This window comes from Cytophagales bacterium (genome assembly GCA_033344775.1).
Classification (GTDB): Bacteria; Bacteroidota; Bacteroidia; order Cytophagales; family Cyclobacteriaceae; genus JAWPMT01.
On sequence record JAWPMT010000006.1, the window covers coordinates 252,390 to 275,240 of the forward strand.

Sequence of the window (22,851 nt, forward strand, 5' to 3'; positions counted from 1 at the left end):
TCTTTACTGTGTATTTCACTTTAGTGAAATGGGTATTCTGTTCTAAAGCTTAATAAAGATCTTCTTCTTTTCTAGCCACCAGGCGACAGACCAGCAGACACTTGTAAAGGCCAATGCATACATGAAAGACCCGAAAGGTGTTCCGAATCCCATCCACTCGAAGAGGTTGCGGTAAGTCCAACCATAGATTGAAGTTTGCTCATCAATTTTGACAGTGTACATGACCTTGGCCAATACTGAAGAAAGCACATAAATGATCAAGGGGTTTTTACCGAATGTTTCGAAAACCCGGAACTGGAGTGGTTTTTGTCGTTTTTCCATTAGGAATATGGTCGCTCCGATGATCAGGCAATCCAGGCCGCAAGTGATCAGTACGTAGGAACTGGTCCAAATTTTCTTATTGATCGGGAAGAGTGGATCCCAGATATAACCGATGAACAACATCATCACACCAGCCAGCAAAAGCTTGGTTAGTTTCTCATAGTCCGCACCATCTTTTCTTACATAGAGGCCCACTAAAAACCCAATAAATACATTGACCACTGCCGGAATCGTACTAAGCAATCCCTCCGGATCAAACGGCAATCCTTCACCCATATACAGGTGACCAGAACCAAGAAGAATGAGATCCAGTTTTTGGGCAGCATTGCCTTCGAGGGTCAAGTCTCCAAAAGCGACCAGAATACCCCAATAAGCCAGGAGAAATGCAATGGAAAGTGAAACAATTTGACGGGGTTTGAAGAAATAAATGAACGGCAATGCGATGGCATAACAAAGGCCAATTCGCTGAAGCACGCCCATGATGCGTAGTTCTCCGAATGATTTCAATACCCAGCCAGCTTCAGTTTGTTTCAAAAAAGGGAACCAATACAAGCTGAACCCAACAAGAAAAATTAATGCGGCTCGTTTGAAGCCTTTCAATAGGACTTCATTGGCAGTCTGCTGTTCCCATTTTTTCGAGACGAAGCCCATGGCATTCCCTACTGCAAAAAGAAACGAAGGAAAAACAAGGTCCGTTGGGGTGAATCCGTGCCATTTGGCGTGCAACAAAAGTGAATATGTGTTTCCCCAATCACCAGGGGTATTCACAATGATCATGAAGGCTATGGTAGCACCTCGAAAAATATCCAGAGGTTTAAATCGATTCATCGGATGAGGCTAAGGTTAATGTCTGCATCGAAGGTGACTAATTTTTTATCGTAAATCACATGGATATTGTGCCTTATGGGCAAGGGTATTGAATCCTAAGGGGCGATAGAGATCTAATTTTAGCCAAAAGCTGAGGTCAAGGTTGTGACATTGTTGGTTTTGGCGATTGAGATCCGTGGACAATCAATGAACAATTTTCCTTGTTTATCATTAACTTCATATGGAAGATTTAGCATGACAGCAGAGCAGTTTATAGAAATGACACGGACGCATCAATTACGGTGGGTCTACTTCGAAGGAGAGTGCCTTACTTCCATTCGATACTACAGGCATAAAGTGACCTTATACCTGATCAATAATTTTTTGGTGGAGGTGTTTTACAATCACAAAGAGGATTGTATAGATAACGTGGGCCTGCTCGATTTTAGCAGCAATCGCCTGAATTTCTATGCGGATCAGGTGAGATTACCTCGTGAAATGCGAGCAGGCTCCTGATTAATTATTTTTCTATTTCCGCAGTACCTGACCCGGTACCAATGCTGATGCGTACATCCTTATTCCCAATTTTGGCCGTCTTTCTGATGGTCACATTGTACCGACCACCATTGTCTTCCTCTTCTTCTTTATCAAACTCGAACGGAGCAACGATTCTGCCACTTCTTTTATTGGCCGACATGACAATCAAGCCTTCGATCTTGTTTCCATTGAAGTCGAGAACGGCATCTCCTGATCCGCTGTTCAGTGAAAGGTCATAATCCAAAGGAGCGGCGAGGCTTACTTCCACATTACCTGAACCAGAATTAAAGCTGGAATTATCTGTTAATGTCAGGTCTTCGATTTCAATCTCACCTGAACCAGTATTGCAAGACAGATAGCCACGTACTTTTTCACCCTCTACATCTCCACTTCCTGTGTTCATTCGAAATTCTCCTTCAACGTCTTCGAAGTTGATGTCACCGGAACCCGAATTTCCTTTTGCTTCCCCTTTGAAATCGCTAAAGTTCAGGCTTCCGGAACCGGAATTCACACTAATCTCAGCGGTAAGACCCGATATTTCAAAGTCTCCAGAACCAGTATTGAAATCAATTTCCGTATTATCTGGCACCTGAAATCTCCAGGTAGCGCTTCCTCGCCAGTTTCCGCGCTTATTGTCTTCCCGAATTCTAAGCCGATCCCCTCTTTGTTCTATGCTGGGCTGATAGTCGTCAATGTTATGCGTGACCGTCAGATAAACCTTATTGTCAGGGCTTTTTTCAAAGATGGCATCCCCAGGACCGACAGAAATTTCAATTTCTTCAATTCCTTCAAACGTACGTTCGATCTTTTGCTCCTGCGCTAATGCGATCATTGGTACCATCGCGAGCAGAAGTGTGATTAATTTGAGCTTTTTCATTCTGAGTTCAGTTAAATTGATCTTTCTACAGAGACTCAGAAGAATGGAACAGGTTGCATCAGGGCACAAAAAAAGGTGGCCATATCTGCGGCCACCTTAAACGACAACAATAATTATGAAAATTTTTTAGCTTCCGCAGCCAACACAATCAATCTCAGAGTTTATCGGTTTCGTACCGTTCAACTGCATTTTGAGATTGTGAATTTTGTCCCTGATTTCCATGTCTTTGAACATGTCACCAGTAAGCGAAGCTTCCAGCTCGCTGATATTTGTTTCTATTTCCTGAACACTCATGATATTATAGGGCGGGTTTTCTATCCAAACATAAATTAAACAGAAAAAGATCGCCTGGAAGAAATAAAATCGGGAAAGTTTCGGAATTAGTTCATTCTGCTCAAACGAGACATCCTTTCGGTGATTTCACCTTCAAGAATAATTGCTTTCGGGAATAAGATCTCGTTTTCAATCTCAGCGTGGTACAACACTTCTCGATCAAATGATTTAAGCTCATTGATGATGACACGGGTATGCAGGTCATTGGAAGGCAGGCCTTCAATCAAATCTCGCAAATTGCCCATTTCATCTTCATTATCGTGTTCCACCCGGATCTTCTCAAGCGAGAAATTTCGATATTGAAGCAATTCCGCAGCAGGATTGGCCACTTTCTTTTGCTTGACCTTACTCAAAGAGCTAACGTAGCGGAAAAGTTGGTCCTCCTCTTCGTAGATATGTTTGATAAAATCTTCCACAAAAACCGGGAAGATCTCTTTCAAATCACTGGCAAAAGATGCCTTCAGGCTATCCAGCAGATGCGAAATGTAAGGAAGCTTTTCTTTGATAAATAAATGATGCGAATGCTTCAGATATTCCAACAGTAAGTCAACCGGATACCTGGACAATTCCGCGAACGAGCATTTTTTGCTGTTATCGAAATCGTAGAAACACTTGATCATCTTCTGCCGACTGATGCCGCGTTCCTCACAAATCTCGCTGAGCGTTTTTTGTTCATTATCAAAAAACTCAATACCTAAATAGTGGAGTGCCCTCGCATATACGAAGTTCTCTTCTATCACGGATGCTATGGATTTTTTGAGTACGCTCATGAGTTCATCGCGGTAAATATAAAAAGTTAATCCAGCGACTTGTTCAAAAGTTAAATTAAAAACGAATTATATCCAACCAACGTTTATGATTTAGGTTATTTTATTTCCTCCGATTAATTTTAGAAGCTTACTTCATATAAAAGTGTCAGAAAACAATAATTCACGTCAGGCCATTAGGTTGCCACTCCTTTTTTCCATTGCCCTTGCTCTCGGAGTATTCATCGGATCTCGCATGGGTAATCCCGGATCAGCTTTCAATAGTTTCGAAGGCAGCATGTCCAAGTTTAGAGAGGTCCTGTCCTACATCGAAAATGACTATGTAGATGAGGTAGATACAGAAGCCATCATGGATGAAGTGTTGGACGAAATGTTGGAAGAAGTAATTGAAGAAACGCTCCAACGGCTTGACCCACACACCAGCTATATTTCTACTACAGATATTGACCTCATTCGTTCACAGCTACAAGGCAACTTTGAAGGGATTGGTATAGAATTCAACATTTTCAAGGACACCATCTATGTAGTCGCTCCGCTGAGTGGTGGTCCTTCGGAAAAAGTAGGACTGCTATCAGGGGATAAAATCGTAAAAGTGGATGGTGAAACCATTGCCGGTGTTGGGTTTACCAACAGAGATGTCGTGTCCCGCCTAAGAGGAGAAAAAGGGTCTGCGGTAAATGTCAGCATCAAAAGGTCCGGAAATGATGACTTACTGAATTTTGAGATCATCAGGGATGTGATCCCACAGTATTCCGTGGATGTCGCATACATGGCTGATCCGAGCACTGGTTACATGAAAGTCAGCAAGTTTTCAGCTACCACCTACATGGAATTTAAGGAGGCATTACTCGGCTTGCAGGAAAAAGGCATGCAGCGACTAATCCTGGACCTTACTGGTAATACAGGAGGCTATCTAGACCGGGCCGTTGACATGGTAGATGAAATTTTGGAGGATGGAAAGCTCATCGTCTATACAGAAGGAAAAGAATCCAGGTATAATGAGCGGCATGTGTCCCGCAAAGGGGGTGATTTTGAAGCAGGCTCGCTGATCGTGTTGATCGATGAAGGATCCGCATCGGCTTCCGAGATTGTTTCCGGAGCCATTCAGGACCATGATCGTGGCCTGATCGTAGGAAGACGGTCTTTCGGAAAAGGACTGGTCCAATTACCAATAGCGCTGAATGACGGTTCCGAATTAAGACTGACCATTTCCAGGTACTATACGCCGAGTGGCAGATGCATTCAAAAACCTTATGGCGAAGACCTGGATGAGTATTATCGTGACGACATCCTGACGAGATATGAAAGTGGAGAAGTTTTTCACGAAGACAGCATCAAGATCAACAAAGAGTTGACATTCCTAACCGCAGGGGGAAGAAAAGTGTATGGTGGTGGAGGAATTATTCCTGACCACTTTGTCCCTATCGACACTACTGGAAATTCTGCCTATCTGAATCGTCTTTTTAGTTCCAATAGCATTGCGGAGTACAGTCTGAATTATTACAAAAAGGAACAGGCCAATCTAGAAGCCATGGGATTGGAAAACTTCTTATCGCGATTTGAAGTATCGGATCAAATGCTTCAGGACCTGGCAGCCTATGGTGCCTCCAATGGCGTGGAATACGACGAGGACGACTTTATGGAATCCAAAGCATTGCTCACGACCTACCTCAAAGCGTTCATTGGAAGAAGTGCATGGAATAATGAAGGCTTTTACCCAGTTTGGAATGAGCAAAACGAAATCTATCAACGAGCCCTTAACTTATTTGAAGAAGCAGACGCGTTGGTGACCAATTGATTTTGACTCAATCGAGTTTCAGACACATGTCATAGGCTTGTTCGTAGTACCTGGTCAGATTGGACCAGTCGAACAATTGTGCGGAAGCCTCCACTTTATTCCTAAGGTCAATGCGCTCCCTTCGTGACAATCGAATGAAATTGTAAAGCTTGTTGGCCAGCTGTCCCGCTGCATCATCGAAGCTTCGCTCATTTCGTTTCACGACATGGATGCCAGACAAATGAGGGTCTTTCACATTTTCCTGGGTATAATCCCCAAAGCCAGCCAGGTCACTGGTGATAGCCGGGACTCCCCTGGCCAGACACTCAAGAGGCGTATAACCCCATGGTTCATAATAGCTTGGGAACACGCCCATATGACACCCTCGCACAAACTGGCTGTATTCCATTGAGAACAGTGGGTTTGTATAGTTGATGAAATCAGGGTGATAAACAATTTTCACCCGGTCATCTTCATTATTCACCAGATTGGACGTCCGAAGGAAATTGAGGATATCATCCGACGCATCATCGTGGAGGTTATGCGTCACTACCGGTGGTAGCTGATCAGATTTCCAGGACTGCAAGGTTCTGCGATAGCGCAATCGCCAGTAATCATCCACAAACTTGCTAAGGTCCGGCAATTTGGGGCTATCCTGTTCTAATGCCTCAAAGAGCAGCCGCTCACCGACTTGCCGTTTGATGTTTTCTACCGTGTATTTGAATTCTTCCAACACCGCACGCGTCTGTAAGATTTGTGGGTTGATGGTAGAGAAAGGTCTTTTGGTGATGAAGAACATCACAATAGTGACGTCCGAATTTTCAGTTTTCAGGCGATGGTTCAAACGAGCCAGGGCTTCTAGCGTCAGATCATAACCTTTGTTTCGATACTCATACCTACCTGAGGTGAAGAAATATAAGGTCTTGTCCAAATCAAAATTGTAGCTGGAAAAGAAGTGTGCCATCGTAAATTGATGGATCCGGTTCTTGTATTCCAGGTGGAGGTTCTGGAATTCATGCAGTGCCTCGAATCGCTGATTGTTGATACCATTGGGTAAAAGCACATCTGGTTCTCTTCCCAATAATTGGCGACATTCTTTGGCGGTTACTTCACTGACCGTACTAAATATATGGCAACCATGTGCCGCTGCACGCTCCAGACCTACGGCCGTTTCAATGTTGAAATGTTTTGCCTCCTTTTCCCAGTCCATGAAAGAGAGGTGGTCATAGAAATTGGGATCATTCATGGCGAGGTATCGCCCAAGCATGGTCGCGTGGGTAGTAAAAACAATCTTGGCTTTGGTTCCTTCTTTTCTCAAAGCTGGCACACCGGAAGCCGCCATCCATTCGTGGATATGCAGGATCAGTTTCTTATCAAACCCCTCCTGATGCTCAAGGGTCGAAACAAAAATCTTTATCAACTCGCCAAAGGCAATGACATCATTGATCAAATGATCCTCTCCCGGAGAGGAAATACCATGGTCTTCCCAAAGCAAATATTTGATCTCTCCCAGACGATGCATAACCGATCCCAGGTCAAACAGGATAACTTTGGGCCGTCCACTCACCAGCCAGACACCATAGTGAACCACTATTCCGTTTTCCCGCATGGTTTGCACGGCTTTTCCGACCGGTCCTTTCAAATCCTCTAACGGTTCAAACTCAGAAGCCGCCTGCTGTGGCATGTATGGACCTAGCAAAATGTAATTATCACCCCATTTTTTGATGATATCGGGTGTTTTTGAACGAACAACCGTGTAGATTCCACCGACCTGGTTGACTACTTCCCAGGCAGCCTCCAGCAACAAGGACTGGCTGACTTGCTTTCGTGTAATACGACGTAATGAAGATCTTTCTTTTGCCATTCCTTAATTATAATCCTTATTGCGTGTAAATACCAAAAAGTGATCCATATAAGAGTAAAAGGGTACCTGCGGTACGGAAACGGCATGCAGATTGCGAAAGAATTTATGAACAGAGTATCAGTCAAATGAGTTATTTGCTTTTAAGAATTGGATTAACTTAGCGAGTTATTGAACTGAACATGTCGATCCCTTCGTTTGTGTTTAGGGTTTTGTAATTGTCAGGTGTTCAGGCGGGTGAGTTTTAACGGATAAAAAGAATAAATACAGATGGATCAAACGACATATCACGCGTTCCTCGATCAGTGGGATTTGGTGATGTATGGATTAGCGGGACTCTCTCTCGTGGTGTCATTCATTATCTATTTGACCTATAAGATCAAATACGCATCACAAAATGGCTACAAGGAAAAGTTTGATTTTGCGAGTTCGCAAGAGATCAAAAAATATCTTGCGGTCAACTTTGCCATTGCTGCGGCCATTTTCTTTGTGTGTAATACGGCCAGTGCCGACACGGTAAAGCTCAACATCATCTGGTTCTTTATCCGGATTTTCATTTCTATTTGTTTTGGCACGTTATGGGGATATGTAGCTTATCTGGTATTCAGCTACTACTATCCAAAAAGACTTCACAAAAAACTACACAGGCTTCGTTACACGCCCCGGGTTAACCCTAAGACGGGCAATAAGATGAAACTCCTGAGCGAGGAGGAAGAAGATGCCTATCTGGATGAAGGGATGCAGGCAGAAGAAAATGTGTTTTCCGTGGATTATGATGTTTGGATCGACCCGGATACTGAAGAAACACACATTGAAAAGTACAAAGGCCATCTGAGTGCGCTGGAGTGCGATCGATGTGGATTCCAAACACTGAAACTGGTCAAAGAAGAAATTACGACGCCAGCGACCGAAACAGAAGAAGGGGAGCTACTGAAAGAATACAATTGCTCTTATTGTGGAAGAATCAAGCGCAAAAGCGTGAAGATTACTACACAAATTTCTTCGTCATTTGATAGCGCAACACTGATCGCTGATCCACTAGCTCACGATGGCAAAGTGGTTACTGTCAAAGTAGAGATCCATGCGAACACTGGCGATATTAAAAATTACGAATTCCAAAACCTTAAACAGGCCAGTCAATTCCTGAAAGAGTTTGATCTGGAAAAACTGGAAGAAGAAGTAGAGATATAACAAGAAGGCCGTACATCGCGGCCTTTTTTACTTTTGACCAAAGGCAACTTCTGTTAAAATTATTTTCCTCAACTTTCGTTACTTTATGGTTATGATACGAAAAGTCACCCTTTTTGCCGTGGCATTCAGTTTTGCGTTGATCAGTACCGCGCAAGATAACCTGGCCGATTTATTCAAAGTAGATTACGAAACACCGCTGACCATCGATCTGGATGAGGATGAATCAGAGAAAGAATTAATTCAACCAGTAGCGAAGAAGAAGAAAAAAAAGAACAAGAAGGTTTTTTTCGGAATCAAGACCAAACGCCAGTTTGCCCGAACAGGTTTTGGTAAAAAACAAGCCATTGAACTTTTCCATTACTTGAGGCAATATGAAGATCCGCCAGAATATGCTCGGGAGTATTACTGGTATGATACGAAAAAGAAAAAGATCCAGAATTCAATCCGTGTGAAAAAAGATGTAGCGTTAGTGCTACATGGCCACTATATCAAAAAAATTGGTGAGCAAGTCATCGAGGAAGGTTATTTCTATAAAGGTCAAAAGCACGCACGATGGATGAAATACAACACCAGCGACATCTTAACCGACAAATCAAAATACTGGAAAGGATGGCCTCAGGAGTCCTTGTTGGCCTTCTATGATTTTCAAAGAACCAAGCTGAAAGAAGTGATCCCGGTTCACTTCGGGGAAAAGGACGGCAGATACTTTGCGTTTCATTCCAATGGTTCTATTGCGGTTCGAGGGAATTACAAGTTTGATTACCGGGTAGGTTTCTGGCGAGAGTTCTATGCCAACAAAAACACCAAAAGAGAAATCAAATATCCCGATGATCCGTTTGACTTTGATACCAAGCCTGTGATTGTGAAAGAATGGAACGAAGAAGGTCAATTGATCTACGACCGAAATCGATTCTTAAGCAGCATCAGGTAAGCATTGTTTACCTAAACGCCTTTAAAACTTGACCTTTTATCAGATCCTTGAAGTGAGTCCTGACGCGAGCGTCGAGGAAATAAAAGCTTCCTACAGGAGACTGGTCAAGAGTTATCACCCCGATGTAAATCCATCTCCGCAAGCCGCGGAAGTGATCCGGCTTCTTACGGAATCGTACGATGTGTTGTCCAATGACTATCGGCGGAGGATGTATGACCTCACCTTGGGCGGTGTAGCTCAGCCTCACATTCCAGTACAGGAAACTGAGGAAGAAAGGTATAGAAGAGAATTTCGGCAGAAACGCAAAGAAGAGCAACGCATCAAGTCCGAGCGTCAATTTCGGCAAAAGCTTAAGTTCTATCAATTTCAGCGTTGGTCACAGGTGTTTTTCCTGGCTATTGGGGTGTTGTTCTCCATTGATTACTACCTCTTGTCTGAGCCCATCGATGAGCAAGTAGTCAACATAAGAGAAGGCCGACTCGATGGAAGTAAGGTACAGTTGGAAAACCATCGTTTCATCTCTGAAGATCGATTGTTTTTAGATCACTTGAAAACTCCGATCACTGATATTCAGGTGGTACATTCGTCGGTATTCGGTATCCCTACGCGTTTGGTGACCCAGGACAAACAGGGAAAACAGCATCAATATCGCATCTATCGCAACCTGCACGATCTCAATAATATTTTCCCTTTATTGTTGATTGCGATTGGCATTGTGATCCTCTTCAAACGACACTATGCAGACTGGGCATTGACACTTGGGATTATTCCCTTTTTCCTGGGAGGATTTCTATTGATGTCTATAGTGGTCTTATGGTAGCCTAATAATTCAAATTTGTGTGATCCATGAATGACGCCTTAGCGAATTACATCAATCGGTACGTTCCTTTCACAGAAGATGAGTTGGCAATTTTTCAGCAAAAATTGGTTGAAAGAAAATTTGAGAAAGGAAGTACGCTACTGGAAGCAGGAAATACGAGTAAACAACTGTTTTTTATCATAGAAGGACTAGTCCGGTCTTATTACATTGATAATAAAGGAAACGAAAAAATCACGTCCTTCGGTAAGGAACATTGGTGGGTAACAGATATGGAAAGCTTTATCCATCAAACACCTTCTCAACTGTTCATTTCTGCACTCGAACCATGTACAGTGCTGACCCTAACAAAAGACAGATTAGACGAATTGTATATCGAAGTACCTAAAGTTGAGCGACTATTTCGCCTGATCACAGAAAGGTGGTTAATTGCTTTACAGCGAAGCAGCTTCTATTATATGAAAGCCACCAGTAAAGATCGCTATTATAACATGGTGAAGCTCATTCCAAATTTTGTCAATCGGGTTCCACAGTACATGATCGCTTCCTATCTGGACATAACGCCGGAGTATTTAAGTGAGCTAAGAAGAAGTCATTGATTGCTTCTTAAGATTTCTTAATGAAAAGGACCTAAGGCCCGCTCTACCTTCGAACGATCTTTTTAAAACAAGTATTAAACATGGAACGAATTTCATATCAAGATATCCCACAGGGGATGTTCGACAAATTAATGGCCATAGAATCCTTTATTCACGAATCAAACCTGGAAATGCAATTACTGGAGATCTTAAGATTAAGGGTCTCACAAATCAATGGATGTACGTATTGCATGGACATGCATCATAAAGAGTTGAAAGCCACTGGTGAAACAGAATTACGACTTTCCACCATTTGTGCCTGGAAGGACGCTCCTTATTTTTCTGACAGGGAGAAAGCTGCTTTGGCCTTTGCCGAGGCAATTACCACCATTCACCAACATACGTTGACGGAAGAAGTATTCGAGGGTTTATCAGTTCATTTTAGCAAAGCGGAAATTGCTTACTTAACACTAGCAGTTTCCCAGATAAATACCTGGACCCGAATGATGAAGACATTCAAGTTTACACCGGGACGGTACAAGGTTCCTGAGAGACAAGCAGTATCTTAAGTATCTGTTGAAGGAAGGAAATACAGTTATCCATTTGCTGTATTTCTTTCAGCTGATTTGATCTACTTTAGCCTCATGGAATCACTCAAAAAGTATCTTAATGATATATATCCACTAAGTAATTCCGTACTTGATGAATACCTTTCATATTGGAGTGAAATTCACCTTCCTAAAAAACAGTTGATGACTTCCCCCGGTCAGGTAGAAAAGCACCTGTACTTCACGAAAGTGGGAATCCAAAAATCATATTACCTAAAAAACGGAAAACAACACGTCTTGACGTTTGCCAGTGCGCCCTCCTTTAGTGGCATTCTTGAATCATTTTTTATCCAAAAACCTTCACGGTATTTCCTGGAAACAATTTCTGATAGCTTTTTCTTAAGGATACCAAGCTCCAAACATCAGGAGATGCTCCAGAAACACACGGAAATTGGGACACTTTTCAGAAAAGTGACTGAGGTCTTCCTTGATGGAGTCATACAACGTCAACACGAACTGATGGCCTTGGATATGGAAACCCGATTCCGTGTTTTTACTGAGCGAAGTGCACATTTATTGCAAAACATCCCTCAAAAAGATATCTCTTCCTATCTAAGGATCGATGCCACTAATTTCAGCAAACTCATCAATAACATCCCAATATAGAATCTTGGTATAGACCAAGATTTGGATGCGAATCAAGGACTTTTTTTGCCCTCATATTAAATTATTTTGAACGAATGAAAACATGGAGATTAATCCTGGTGATGGCCATGGGCCTTAGCTGGGGGGTAAATTATTCACAATCAAATCCAAATAAGATGAGCAATAGAGAAGTAGTCGAGAAATTTTTAAATGGTTTCAATGATCCAGCAAAAATAGGTGAATCACTTGCGTTGCTTTCTGAGGATTACTCTTTCGAAAATCCAATGGTCAAATTGGAGTCAAAGGCGGCATTTATTGGACTGGCCCAGGAAATGGGCAAAATTTTAACTGAAGTTAACTTGATCCACTCGGCTGAAAATGGAGATTGGGTTGCTACTTTCTATGAATTCAAATCCTCTATACCCGGGTTGGAAAGCAATTTCGGGACAGAATGGTTTCGTGTGGAGAATGGAATAATCCAGGAGTCACGCTTAATTTATGACGCCTCCGAATGGCGCAAGGTTTATTCTCAGATGGAGAACTAACATCGTGGGATAATAGGCTTATAAATGAAAAAGCTCGCTCATCAAAGAATAAGCGAGCTTTTATGATTTATTAAGTTTCTTATGGTTTATCCTAAAACACCAGCAATCGTCTCTCCAATATCCGCTGGAGATTTCACCACATTAAGGCCACACTCTTCCATGATCCTCATTTTAGCCTCTGCGGTATCGTCTTTTCCACCGATGATGGCTCCTGCATGACCCATTCTTCTACCAGGAGGGGCTGTTTGTCCGGCAATGAATCCAACTACGGGTTTTTTATTCCCATCAGACTGGATCCAGCGAGCTGCATCTGCTTCGTATTGTCCGCCGATCTCACCGATCATGACAATCGCATCGGTTTCCGGATCATTCATCAACAACTGCACCGCTTCTTTGGTTGAAGTTCCAATGATAGGATCACCACCAATTCCGATCGCAGTAGAGATACCATAACCAGCTTTTACTACCTGGTCAGCAGCCTCGTAAGTCAAAGTACCAGACTTAGAAACAATACCTACTTTTCCTTTTTTGAAAACAAAACCGGGCATGATACCCACTTTAGCCTCCTCAGGAGTGATCACACCAGGACAATTGGGTCCTACAAGCGTGGCTCCTTTGGACCTGGCATAAGGTTTAGCGGTCATCATGTCTTTTACAGGAATACCCTCCGTGATGGTCACGATTACTTTGATACCCGCATCCGCTGCTTCCATGATCGCATCAGCCGCAAATGCCGGTGGCACGAATATGATAGTTACGTCCGCTCCGGTAGCGGTTACTGCTTCTTTTACGGTATTGAAAACCGGCTTATCCAGGTGCGTTTGGCCCCCTTTTCCGGGAGTAACGCCGCCTACTACGTTAGATCCGTATTCGATCATTTGTGAAGCATGGAACGTACCTTCGGAACCGGTGAATCCTTGTACGATAATTTTGGAATCCTTATTAACTAAGACACTCATGGGTATTATTGTAAATGTGCTGCAAAAATAGAAGATAAAACCAGCGTTGCCAGTCTTTGGTTTTTAATTTCTTGGTTGGGGAAACATTCCTATTTCCTTCCTCGTGAAAGGTGATATCACTATAACAAGAATCTGATGGATAGTTCCGACATTTTGAAACTTTTCATGCGAAATGTCTCTTGACCATTTTAGTTCAATCAACCGATAGCAATATATTTGGATATGCGACTCATCAGTTGCCTGGCTATAACCGTAACCCTCATCTGCTGTCAAAGTCCCCAAAAGCTCAGTACGGGACTGGCAGAGGCATTCCAGTGCGAATGGAACGATTCGCATACCCATCAATTATGCCTGACGCAATCGGAAGAAGCACAATTTCCGAAACCCATCACCTATGAGATCTTCGATAAAGGGGGAAACATGATCAAAAATGGGAAAATCCGCTCGGGTTATGTCAAATGGATCACGGACACAGACATTGAATTATTTGAAACTCCCGGAATACTCCCGGAAGGCATAGAACGAGAAGATCTCGTAAAGATCTTTCAAATCAGAACTAAAAAATTTATTAGCAAAAAAGAATTCCTGAAGCTGAAAGAAGAATAGCATTCATCCGAAATAACACCATTTCATCTTAAAATCAGACATGATTACTCTTGTAATCGTACAATTACAAAAGTCTTGACCTAATTTTGAGGCAACCATTGTATTGTCTTCGCCCGTAATCTGCCTGCATCAACCAATAGAGCAATGGGAATATTCATTCTGGGCGAATGTAAAAAGTTTTCTTATCCGTTATTTTTCAACCAACTTTTGCTGGGGTGTTTCCTGGCTACGGCTTCATTTAGCGTTTCCGCACAGTCGCAATTCACGGCAAACGGAGTAGTGGTTAATATTGATTTCGAAGACTTTCGGGGTACGGGCCTCACTTCCGGAGTTTCAACTGCCAATTCATTGGATTCCGATGACTGGGCCATTGATTTTGACGATGATGGTGGACTGGATGGGGCATTCGGAGCAGATAATACGGGTGGAAACTTTGCAGGAGGAACGGCTACAGATCAGGGTGATGCCACCGGAGGTACCGTCTATTCCTACCAAAATGGGTCTGGCAATTATATGCTTGGAATCTCCATGGTGAGGAACAATGGAGCAGACGAACCTCATGCGGCAATCCTGAGGATTCAAAACAACAGTGGTGGAACGCTTACGGATATTGCTGTATCAGCGGATATCTTCTATCTGAGACAAAATAATGGATTCACCACGCTCAGCTTTAGCTATAGCACCGATAATAGTACGTTTACGGGCGAAGAAACTGCCTTTACTTCTAATACCAATAATAACGCCTGGGACGCTACGGCCAATGGCACATTCAACACGACAATCTCCGGGATCAGTGTATTCGATGGGGAATACATTTATTTGAAATGGATTTGGGAAGCACGAAACAATGCTAATAATCCGGGGGCCGTTGGAATTGATGACATCAGCCTTACCCCTACAATTGTTACTTCCTCGGATGACTCTTCTCTTACACTCGATTCAGATGGAAGTGCAACGATTGCTTCTACAGTTACCTCCAGCGCAGGACAGTCTGTTCTGGGCTTCACCATAGCTGATGACGCCCTGGGAGCAGGTGATGCCTTTGATTTTACTTTTTCGGGGTTAACCCTGAATGCAGGTGGCTCGGATGGCGTAGATGATTGGTCTGATGTGATCGCTGGTGTTCTGTTATCCGATGGTTCTAATACCGCCAATGCTTCTTCCATCACCGCAACCAGTATTGTCTTTTCTGGACTAGGGACCAGCTCAGGGCAAATCGGGTTCATTGGCGATGGTGCCTCCAAGTCATATACGGTGAGCGTTTGGTTGAATACGTCAATCACAGAATCCATCGACAATGACTTCCTGCAATTCACGCTCACAGCGAATGATTTTGACTACAGTGGCGTGACCAGTGAACTTACCTCTACTGCTTCAATCACGACCAGTGCTTCCAACAACCAAATTATTGTTGCGGGTAGTCAATGGAGTTTTCAGGAGACGCCAACGAGTGTGGGGACAGAAGTGAATTTTTCATTGTCCATTGCTACTACCGATGCCAATGGAAATGTGGACGTTGACAATAGTTCGGCAAGTTTCACCTTAGCAGAGGCCGCCGGAGCCACGGGAACTTTGTCTTCTGCCACTGGTCTTACTCAGACAGTTTCAAGTGGTGTTTATACTTATTCTGATTTGGTCTATAGTGTTTCGGAAACTTTTTCGATCGACTTGAGCAGTGCAAGTTTCTCAGCCATCAATTCTGGGAATATTATCGCTGCGCTTTCTTTTCGCTCCGCAGGTAGCAATACATGGGCTACTGCCTCCAACTGGGAGTTCTTTTCTTCGGGAGTATGGACCAATGCAGGAGGCTTGGGTTTAGTCCCTGACGAAACAGATGGCCCCATCGCGATATTATCCGGACATACGGTGACGGTGAGTGCTCCCCGGACAGCAGATCAAATTACCGTTGAGAATGGAGGCCAGTTGGTGCTAAGTGCTGCCTTGACCATTGCAGATGCCAGCGGGGAATTTGATCTGATTGTCGAAAATGGAGGGATTCTTACCGTCAATACTGCGCCTACTTTTAGTACTGGAGCTACAGCAAGTATCGAAGGAGGTGGAGAGATTACCTCAGGAGATGGCAATCTGGAAGATGATCTGGCTGGCTCAGGGTCAACGAATTACTTCTACAGTTCGGATGCATTTTTCGATTATACAGGTAACAATAACAGCTTCGGTGGCGATACTTATTTCCCCAATGCCAGCACGACGGATTACCCTATTGTTTTTCTAAACGGAGGGTTTTCGAATAAGAGCGCGACGTTCAATGGTCTGGTTGGCAATGATACAGGTGGCAACATTACATTCTCTAACGGAACGATCGATTTTCGAAATGGCTTTGCCGGAGGCAGTCAGTTCACCATCAACGCCAATATCAACTTGAGTATATCCGGAACGGATGTCTTTTTGCAAGGAACAGGGGAAGTAGATTTTTCCGGGGAAACGGTGACTTTCTCGAGTGGCCAGACCATGCAACTGCAGGCCAATAAGCCAACTACCAATGGCGGATTTACTTTTCCTTCAGAATCCATTCTCGATTTACAGAGCTTCGAATTCAATGATGCAGCTGACAATAATTTCACCCTGACCATGAATAATGGGTCCACATTGATTTCTTCTGCGACTGCAGGGTTTCCTGGCAATGTTACCACCGATACTCAGAACTATGGTTCCGGTGTGAACTATACGTTTGATGGAACGGCTGCGCAGACCGCAAATTTTGGTTCCTTAGGTGCTGGAGTTACGTCCGCGGGAACGCTGACTGTCAACAATTCATCCGGATTGACACTGAATAGCGCGCTAAGTTTGAGTGGGGATTTGACATTGACCAGTGGGTCACTGACAACCTCAGGTACTTCTTTAACATTAGCTAGCTCATCAAGTATTTCAGGAGCCTCTGCTTCACAATATGTGATCGGACCTTTAAGCCGATCTGCTTATACCGGAAGTCAGGAGTTTCCGATAGGTACAAGTACGATTTATCGCCCACCGACTGTAAATCCGGGTAGTAGCAGTTCTGTGGCGGCAGAATATATTCGGAGTAATCCTGCTACAGACATCAGTGGAACACTGGACACTGATGGGGCGACTACTGCTGGGGCCATCACGGAAAGTGGTTATTGGAACCTGACTTTTGGCAGTACAAATACCGCCGAAATCACCTTGACGTTTGATGAAACAGATGATATTGTCACTGCCAATTCTAATCTGTTGATCGTGAAATACGATAATTCTGCTTCGGAATGGGTGGCCTATGCGGCATCCAGTTTTACCTCTACTTCGGTCACTGCATCGGTCACGATCGATGATGTCAATGATGTTTATTTCACCTTAGGTTCGGCAACCTCAAGCCTTTTACCCATTGAGTTGAAATCCATTGACGCTACGTGGGATGCTGGTGAAGTGATCCTGGATTGGGTGACGGCTACAGAAAAAAATAACGACTATTTCGAGGTATTGAGGTCTCCAAATGCTTTGGATTGGGAAGTAGCGACTATGATCACAGGCGCTGGAAATTCCAATCAGGAGATTCATTATCAATGGATTGATAAAAAGCCTTTAGCGAAAGACAATTATTATCGCCTGCGTCAGGTGGATTTTGACGGTGAAGCAACAATTCATCGAATCGTGTGGGTCATCAATGAAGAGGTGTATGCTCCTCAAATGGTAGTTTATGGTAATCCCGTCATTAGCTCACAATTAAATTTTGAATTGATGCATATTGACCGATCCAGTCCCGCACAGGTGGACTTGATCGATATGACTGGTAAGATGATTGAAACTAGGTCCATCACCGAATCTGGACGCACGGCAATTGACGTTCAGGGATTAAAGGAAGGGACGTATTTGTTACGGACCCAGGTGGCGGATCAAGTCTTTATTGAACGGGTTTTGATTGGTCGATTGTGAGAATGACAAGTCTTAGACTTGGTAATGTCGGATGACTTCAGTTACAAAGGGAAGCCAGGAGGAGGATTTGAGGGATAAAATCGCCAAAGAGATACCGGACATTTTTCGGCTCCCTTCGGATTCTAAACCGAAAAATTCCGGTATGACGATTTTAAAATGGTGTAATTACTTACAATGAATGGGTCACGACTTTATCCGAAGCATCAATCTGCCCTAGTGAATTAAATGTGCTTAGCACTTTTTCGATAGCTACCTCCGGTAACGTAATTTTCTGATTCCATTGCGTATTGGGCCAAAATTCCTGAACATCAGCTTCCAGCAGTCGATAACGATCGGCGATCAATGAAATGGCATTTGGGTCTTTCTTCAATGATTCCGCAGCCGCAATGATCGTTTCTAAAGTTGCTTTTAGTAGTTCGGGTGCTTCGGCAATGATATTATCGGTTGCGCTAATGACGAAGCATGGCCAGGGTGTTGGGTATTCTCCTATTCGTCTGAATTCCTGCTGATCCACCAGAAATTTAGTCGTGTACTTTTCCCACAGAAAAATGTGAGCCTGATCATTTTTCAAGGCTGCTCTGGCGCCATCCAGGTTATTCACTACCTCGAATTTGATTTCAGAATCATCCCAACCCAAGTCTTTGGCCAGTAAGATCGCCATCAAATGAGATCCGGAGCCATATCGGCTGATGGCAAACGCTTTTCCTCTCAAGTCTTCTGCTATTTCAGCTTCTGAATGATACGCAGTATGGATTCCCCAAATCAAGGGAGACTGAACATAGGCATGAATGATTTTTGAAGGATTGCCTTGTGCAATGCTTTTAGTCATGCCTTCGGTTAGCGCAACCACGAGATCCAACGAATCGTCCGCCAGAGACTGCACCATTTTTCCGGTGCCTTCAGGGACTTCCTGCCAGATCAGGTCGATCCCTTTTTCAGCAAACTTACCCTGCTCTTTAGCCAACAAGATTGGCAAATTGAAGTACTCGGGAACTCCACCAATTCGTATTTTCTTCATCATTTAATATGGTTCTATATCTATGATCAGCTCTTTTTCGTATCCATTGAAGGGTTCGTCCGAATACCCTTGTGGATTGCAAATGACTTTAGTTTTACCAATATCATACTTTATTGGTGTATGAATATGACCATGTATCCAATAGTCAGGTTGATGCTTTTCAATCATTTCTTCCAAATCAGAGGCGTATGCAGTTGATATTGGGTCTTCACGGTGTTGCTGTGGAACTGATCGAATACTTGGTGCATGATGCGTTACAACAATATTGATGGCAGCATTTGACTCGGCCAGACTTCCATTCAACCACCTCCTCGAAGCTTGATGGATGTTAAATGTATCGATGCTACGCAATTTGGAATAAGTAGGATCCCGTCTGATTTTCTTGTAATCGTTCATCTTACTCTGGCACATATTCCCAAACGCTGCAGGATTCCCAAACAAAGAAAAATCCGTCCAGAGGGTAGTACCATGAAAGCTAATTCCTTCAACTTGAAAGGACTCATTTTCCAAAACGTGCACATTACTTTCTTTAGATGCCTCTTTGATCTTATGAAGTGTTTTAGGATAAGATCCTTTGTAGTATTCGTGATTGCCAAGAATGTAAATAACCGGAATGTCACGAATGTTCTCTTTGATCCAATTAATCCCTTTTATTCCAAGGTTGACATCTCCAGCAAGGATCAATAAATCGCAATCATCAACTGGAAAGTCGAATATCCCGAATTCGTGATGCAAGTCACTGAGGATCTGAATTTTCATAAAGAAACAGGAATGCGATGAGATCTACCTACATATGCTGCAAAATGCCTTCATATAAAAAGGTCACTTTCTTGGCGGAAACCTTCCAGGTCAGCTTTTTCCCGGCTTTTTGACAGGCGTCCATGAGTTGTTTTCTTTCCGAAGCCTGGCTTAATAACCTTTCGGACAATCGTGTCAACTGAAAAGTATCCCAGGGCTCGAGTTGCGGTAGTTCGGGAATGGATTCAGCAATACCCGTGTTTTTCGTCGTGATCGTCGGAATACCTGCTTGCATACCCTCCAAAATAACGAGCCCAAAAGGCTCGGAAAGCGATGGCACAATCAGTAGATCCAATTGATTCCTTGCCTGGGTAAGCTCCTTGCCTTCCAAAAAATTCGTGAAAACGATCGGCAGATTTAGTCTTTGAGCCTTCGCCTTCATCTCTTCTTTGAGGTAGCCATCGCCGATGACCATGAATTTGATGCCTGGTACCTTCGATCGTAATTCTCTGGCCACATCCAGGAAATAAGAGGGGCCTTTCTGATGTGTCAACCGACCAATAAAGCCTACGACGGGAGTTTTTCCTAAAACTTTAGTAGACTTCCATCTCCCACTCACGCCATTAGGTACCACCTCAATTTTTCGTTCGTTCACTCCATAATCCCGCGCGATCTGTTTTTGCAGACGCTTGCTAACGGAAACGATGTATTGGGCATGAATCAGCGCTTCTTTTTCGATTTGAGCAATCTCCGGATTGGCTCCCAACCCATTACGATCAGACTCTACACTATGCACGTGAAAGACGACCGGAGCTTTCGTCAGTTTCTGGATTAAGCTTCCTGCTCTGAAAGTCATCCAGTCATTGGCATGGACAATATCGTAATTACCTTCCTGCACTTTTTGGCAGGCGAGTAATGCATACTTTTGGATTTCACCCATGAGCTGCTCACCATAGCCACCTTCCAATTCAATTTTTTCAACAGTGCTGACTTCTTTGGAAACTTTGGTTTCCGTGTAGACCACCTCTCTTTCTCGCTCCGTGGTGAAATATTGTGGCGGCAAGTACGGAAGTAAATTCACGCCAAATTGAAGGTCTTTGACTTTCTCCACCACTTCTTTGTTCTCCACCCAGACTTTCTCGTCGAGTATCAACTGACTCAGGTCCGATATTTTAGGCTGGTCACCTGTATCATGTTCAGGCTCTACTTTGGGAAGCAAAACCTCTACCTCATGTCCTTGTTTTACCAGCGCATTCGCTAGCCCTCCTGAAGCATTTCCCAGCCCACCGGTAATCAATGGGGGATATTCCCAACAAAGCATCAGAATTTTTAATGGCGCAGACATGAACGTATTTTGATTAGCGCTATGAAATTAATGAACAAACTTTAGGAAGCATCATAGTTCACTCGCAAAATGTCAGCGTTGATCTTTAGCTGTTGCATGAGGTCGAGCCAGAACAATTGTTGGGCAGACAAGTGATCGTTCGGAGACTTGATTTCGTAGAAAAAATATTCATTTTCGTTCCAGATGAAAAGATCAGGGAATCCAGTCGCGTTCTCTTTCATGTTCCGGGCCATCTCCCAGGTAATCCCTTTGATTTGCCGGGGTTGAAGTTTGTCGATCAATGGACGGAGATAATTAAGCATCTGTTCATGCCAATAAACCATAGGGCTGGCTATCCCATACTTTTCGTCATGCGTGCTTTCAATCTTCGACAAGATCTTTTTTCTCGTATTCAAGGATTGTGCTTTAGCCTCAAATGCAGGCTGTCGCTTTTTGAAAAAGTCAGGATGATACAGATCGGCCGATGCCCTTTGCAATGGATGATGAAACCCTTCCTGACTTTGGTCAAATAATTCTTCCCAATACATCAATCCAAAGAGGTTGCGCCACAAGAAATTTTCCGCATGAACTGCCTCGAATCCACCTTCCTGAAAATGCCGAATGACCAATTGTTCTACACGCAATCCGGGTTCTGGTGCTAAATCCACGGAAGGTGAAGCATGCATTCGGGTAGTCATACTGCGATTGATCCGAATATTTGGACGGTTCAAAAAGTCCTTGGCAAAAATCTTTTCCGTGGCATTGGCATAGTTTTCAAACATCTCGGCTGCCAATTCCTGGGCTTCTTCTTCATGGCCTAAGGAATCCAGAATTCTGACCTGTCGCTCTCTGGAGGGTGGTTTACTTGACAACCGATAGTATCGTAATGCAAGCTCCGGTTCTTTTTCTCGTTCGAGTTGTTGCCCCAGCTCTAGTGTGATCTTGGACAAGGCTTTTTCGCTGTGACCAAATTGCTGAAAGTGAACCCATGGGATGGATTCAATCTCATCATGTACAGCAGAAGCCGGAAACAATCTCAGGGCTTTGCGGATCGTCGATTTAATTTGAGAGATTTCAAAGAAGGCAGCTGCTTCGTCCCGGCTTTGGCACCAGGGTTTAAACGCATTTTCATCCAGCTTCTCCAATTTCACATGTCCCACATCTCGCACCACAAATTCGGACATGGGTACTTTGTATTCCCCGAAGTAGAGCAGCTTCAGAAATTCAAATTCCTCTTGCTTTTCGACCATCACGACAGGCTCATGCTGTGCGATTTCGTAGATGGATCTTTCCTGAATGAGTAAGTGTTCGATCAGCTCGGGCTTCGGGTCTGCTTTGAAGGGCTTGAGTTCGGGATATGCAGCAATGAGCTCCTTCTTCAGGAATAAATTGAAGGTGGCATAGTCTTCAGGAAGTTCCTCGGAAATAAAATCTGCTTCCAGCAATTCATAGGTAGCAGCGGGAATGTCTTTGATCTCTTCGTAATCCAGTTTATTGACTCGAAAACAGGGGCCTTTTCGATTGGCAAACCGAAGAAAGAGGCATTTAGCATCTTCACTCAGCGCATCGAATTGTTCAATGAATTCCTTGTCGGGTTCACCCAGGATGTCACCGTAATACTTTTCCAGAAAACTCAATAGGTCAACAAAGTAATCCAGGTAATACTTCGGTGGAAGAATGATCGGTCCGTTGGTAGGTGACTCAGGCATATTGCACTGACAAAAATGCGGGTAATGCCTGAGTAGTAGAAGGTTTAATTGGT

20 protein-coding genes are annotated in these 22,851 nt (G+C 43.5%); 11 read left to right on the forward strand and 9 right to left on the reverse strand.

Going from position 1 to position 22,851, the window contains the following annotated elements:
• Positions 1 to 42 precede the first annotated feature (42 nt).
• Positions 43 to 1,149 (reverse strand): heparan-alpha-glucosaminide N-acetyltransferase domain-containing protein, encoded by a 1,107-nt coding sequence (locus R8G66_30865; GenBank protein ID MDW3196818.1) that lies wholly within the window; start codon positions 1,147 to 1,149, stop codon positions 43 to 45.
• A 234-nt stretch (positions 1,150 to 1,383) separates the two neighbouring features.
• Here R8G66_30865 and R8G66_30870 point away from each other — a divergent pair, with 234 nt between their 5' ends.
• Complete coding sequence (locus R8G66_30870; GenBank protein ID MDW3196819.1) at positions 1,384 to 1,644, forward strand: hypothetical protein; 261 nt, start codon at positions 1,384 to 1,386, stop codon at positions 1,642 to 1,644.
• Positions 1,645 to 1,648: 4 nt separating this feature from the next.
• Here R8G66_30870 and R8G66_30875 read toward each other — a convergent pair whose 3' ends face one another.
• Positions 1,649 to 2,542, reverse strand: a complete 894-nt coding sequence (locus R8G66_30875; protein MDW3196820.1) for a DUF4097 family beta strand repeat-containing protein — start codon at positions 2,540 to 2,542, stop codon at positions 1,649 to 1,651.
• A 380-nt stretch (positions 2,543 to 2,922) separates the two neighbouring features.
• Positions 2,923 to 3,645: a hemerythrin domain-containing protein gene (locus R8G66_30880; GenBank protein MDW3196821.1), complete on the reverse strand. Its 723-nt coding sequence runs from the start codon at positions 3,643 to 3,645 to the stop codon at positions 2,923 to 2,925.
• Between the two features lie 142 nt (positions 3,646 to 3,787).
• On the opposite strand from R8G66_30880, the gene R8G66_30885 reads away from it, so the two are divergent.
• Complete coding sequence (locus tag R8G66_30885) at positions 3,788 to 5,440, forward strand: S41 family peptidase (GenBank protein MDW3196822.1); 1,653 nt, start codon at positions 3,788 to 3,790, stop codon at positions 5,438 to 5,440.
• Between the two features lie 7 nt (positions 5,441 to 5,447).
• Here R8G66_30885 and R8G66_30890 read toward each other — a convergent pair whose 3' ends face one another.
• Positions 5,448 to 7,283, reverse strand: a complete 1,836-nt coding sequence (locus tag R8G66_30890; GenBank protein ID MDW3196823.1) for a glycosyltransferase — start codon at positions 7,281 to 7,283, stop codon at positions 5,448 to 5,450.
• A gap of 267 nt (positions 7,284 to 7,550) precedes the next feature.
• Between R8G66_30890 and R8G66_30895 the strand changes: the two genes are divergently transcribed.
• The 7 genes from R8G66_30895 to R8G66_30925 all read left to right on the forward strand — a co-directional run bounded on the left by R8G66_30895 (position 7,551) and on the right by R8G66_30925 (position 12,535).
• Positions 7,551 to 8,471: a hypothetical protein gene (locus tag R8G66_30895; protein MDW3196824.1), complete on the forward strand. Its 921-nt coding sequence runs from the start codon at positions 7,551 to 7,553 to the stop codon at positions 8,469 to 8,471.
• A 91-nt stretch (positions 8,472 to 8,562) separates the two neighbouring features.
• On the forward strand, positions 8,563 to 9,402 hold the full coding sequence (locus R8G66_30900; protein ID MDW3196825.1) for a hypothetical protein: 840 nt from the start codon (positions 8,563 to 8,565) through the stop codon (positions 9,400 to 9,402).
• Between the two features lie 28 nt (positions 9,403 to 9,430).
• Positions 9,431 to 10,222: a J domain-containing protein gene (locus R8G66_30905; GenBank protein MDW3196826.1), complete on the forward strand. Its 792-nt coding sequence runs from the start codon at positions 9,431 to 9,433 to the stop codon at positions 10,220 to 10,222.
• A 26-nt stretch (positions 10,223 to 10,248) separates the two neighbouring features.
• Positions 10,249 to 10,818: a Crp/Fnr family transcriptional regulator gene (locus R8G66_30910; protein ID MDW3196827.1), complete on the forward strand. Its 570-nt coding sequence runs from the start codon at positions 10,249 to 10,251 to the stop codon at positions 10,816 to 10,818.
• Between the two features lie 80 nt (positions 10,819 to 10,898).
• Positions 10,899 to 11,366, forward strand: coding sequence for a carboxymuconolactone decarboxylase family protein (locus R8G66_30915; GenBank protein ID MDW3196828.1), 468 nt, complete (start codon positions 10,899 to 10,901; stop codon positions 11,364 to 11,366).
• A gap of 75 nt (positions 11,367 to 11,441) precedes the next feature.
• Complete coding sequence (locus R8G66_30920; protein MDW3196829.1) at positions 11,442 to 12,011, forward strand: Crp/Fnr family transcriptional regulator; 570 nt, start codon at positions 11,442 to 11,444, stop codon at positions 12,009 to 12,011.
• A 74-nt stretch (positions 12,012 to 12,085) separates the two neighbouring features.
• Complete coding sequence (locus R8G66_30925; GenBank protein MDW3196830.1) at positions 12,086 to 12,535, forward strand: nuclear transport factor 2 family protein; 450 nt, start codon at positions 12,086 to 12,088, stop codon at positions 12,533 to 12,535.
• An 86-nt stretch (positions 12,536 to 12,621) separates the two neighbouring features.
• Here R8G66_30925 and sucD read toward each other — a convergent pair whose 3' ends face one another.
• The gene (gene sucD / locus R8G66_30930; protein ID MDW3196831.1) at positions 12,622 to 13,494 is read right to left on the reverse strand and encodes a succinate--CoA ligase subunit alpha; all 873 of its coding nucleotides are present in this window, start codon (positions 13,492 to 13,494) and stop codon (positions 12,622 to 12,624) included.
• Between the two features lie 222 nt (positions 13,495 to 13,716).
• Here sucD and R8G66_30935 point away from each other — a divergent pair, with 222 nt between their 5' ends.
• Together R8G66_30935 and R8G66_30940 are read left to right on the forward strand one after the other, a co-directional pair.
• Positions 13,717 to 14,100, forward strand: coding sequence for a hypothetical protein (locus R8G66_30935; GenBank protein ID MDW3196832.1), 384 nt, complete (start codon positions 13,717 to 13,719; stop codon positions 14,098 to 14,100).
• Between the two features lie 144 nt (positions 14,101 to 14,244).
• Entirely contained in the window at positions 14,245 to 18,009 is a 3,765-nt protein-coding gene (locus R8G66_30940) for a T9SS type A sorting domain-containing protein (protein MDW3196833.1), read from the forward strand.
• A gap of 169 nt (positions 18,010 to 18,178) precedes the next feature.
• Here R8G66_30940 and R8G66_30945 read toward each other — a convergent pair whose 3' ends face one another.
• Genes R8G66_30945 through R8G66_30960 form a run of 4 tightly spaced genes read right to left on the reverse strand, consistent with a single transcriptional unit; the run spans position 18,179 to position 22,798 of the window.
• Positions 18,179 to 19,030 carry an ABC transporter substrate-binding protein gene (locus R8G66_30945; GenBank protein ID MDW3196834.1) on the reverse strand — a complete coding sequence of 284 codons (852 nt, stop codon included), beginning with the start codon at positions 19,028 to 19,030 and terminating at the stop codon, positions 18,179 to 18,181.
• On the reverse strand, positions 19,031 to 19,786 hold the full coding sequence (locus tag R8G66_30950; protein MDW3196835.1) for a metallophosphoesterase: 756 nt from the start codon (positions 19,784 to 19,786) through the stop codon (positions 19,031 to 19,033).
• Between the two features lie 28 nt (positions 19,787 to 19,814).
• Entirely contained in the window at positions 19,815 to 21,110 is a 1,296-nt protein-coding gene (locus R8G66_30955) for a glycosyltransferase family 4 protein (protein ID MDW3196836.1), read from the reverse strand.
• 41 nt (positions 21,111 to 21,151) lie between these two features.
• Complete coding sequence (locus tag R8G66_30960) at positions 21,152 to 22,798, reverse strand: VRR-NUC domain-containing protein (protein ID MDW3196837.1); 1,647 nt, start codon at positions 22,796 to 22,798, stop codon at positions 21,152 to 21,154.
• Positions 22,799 to 22,851: the final 53 nt, after the last annotated feature.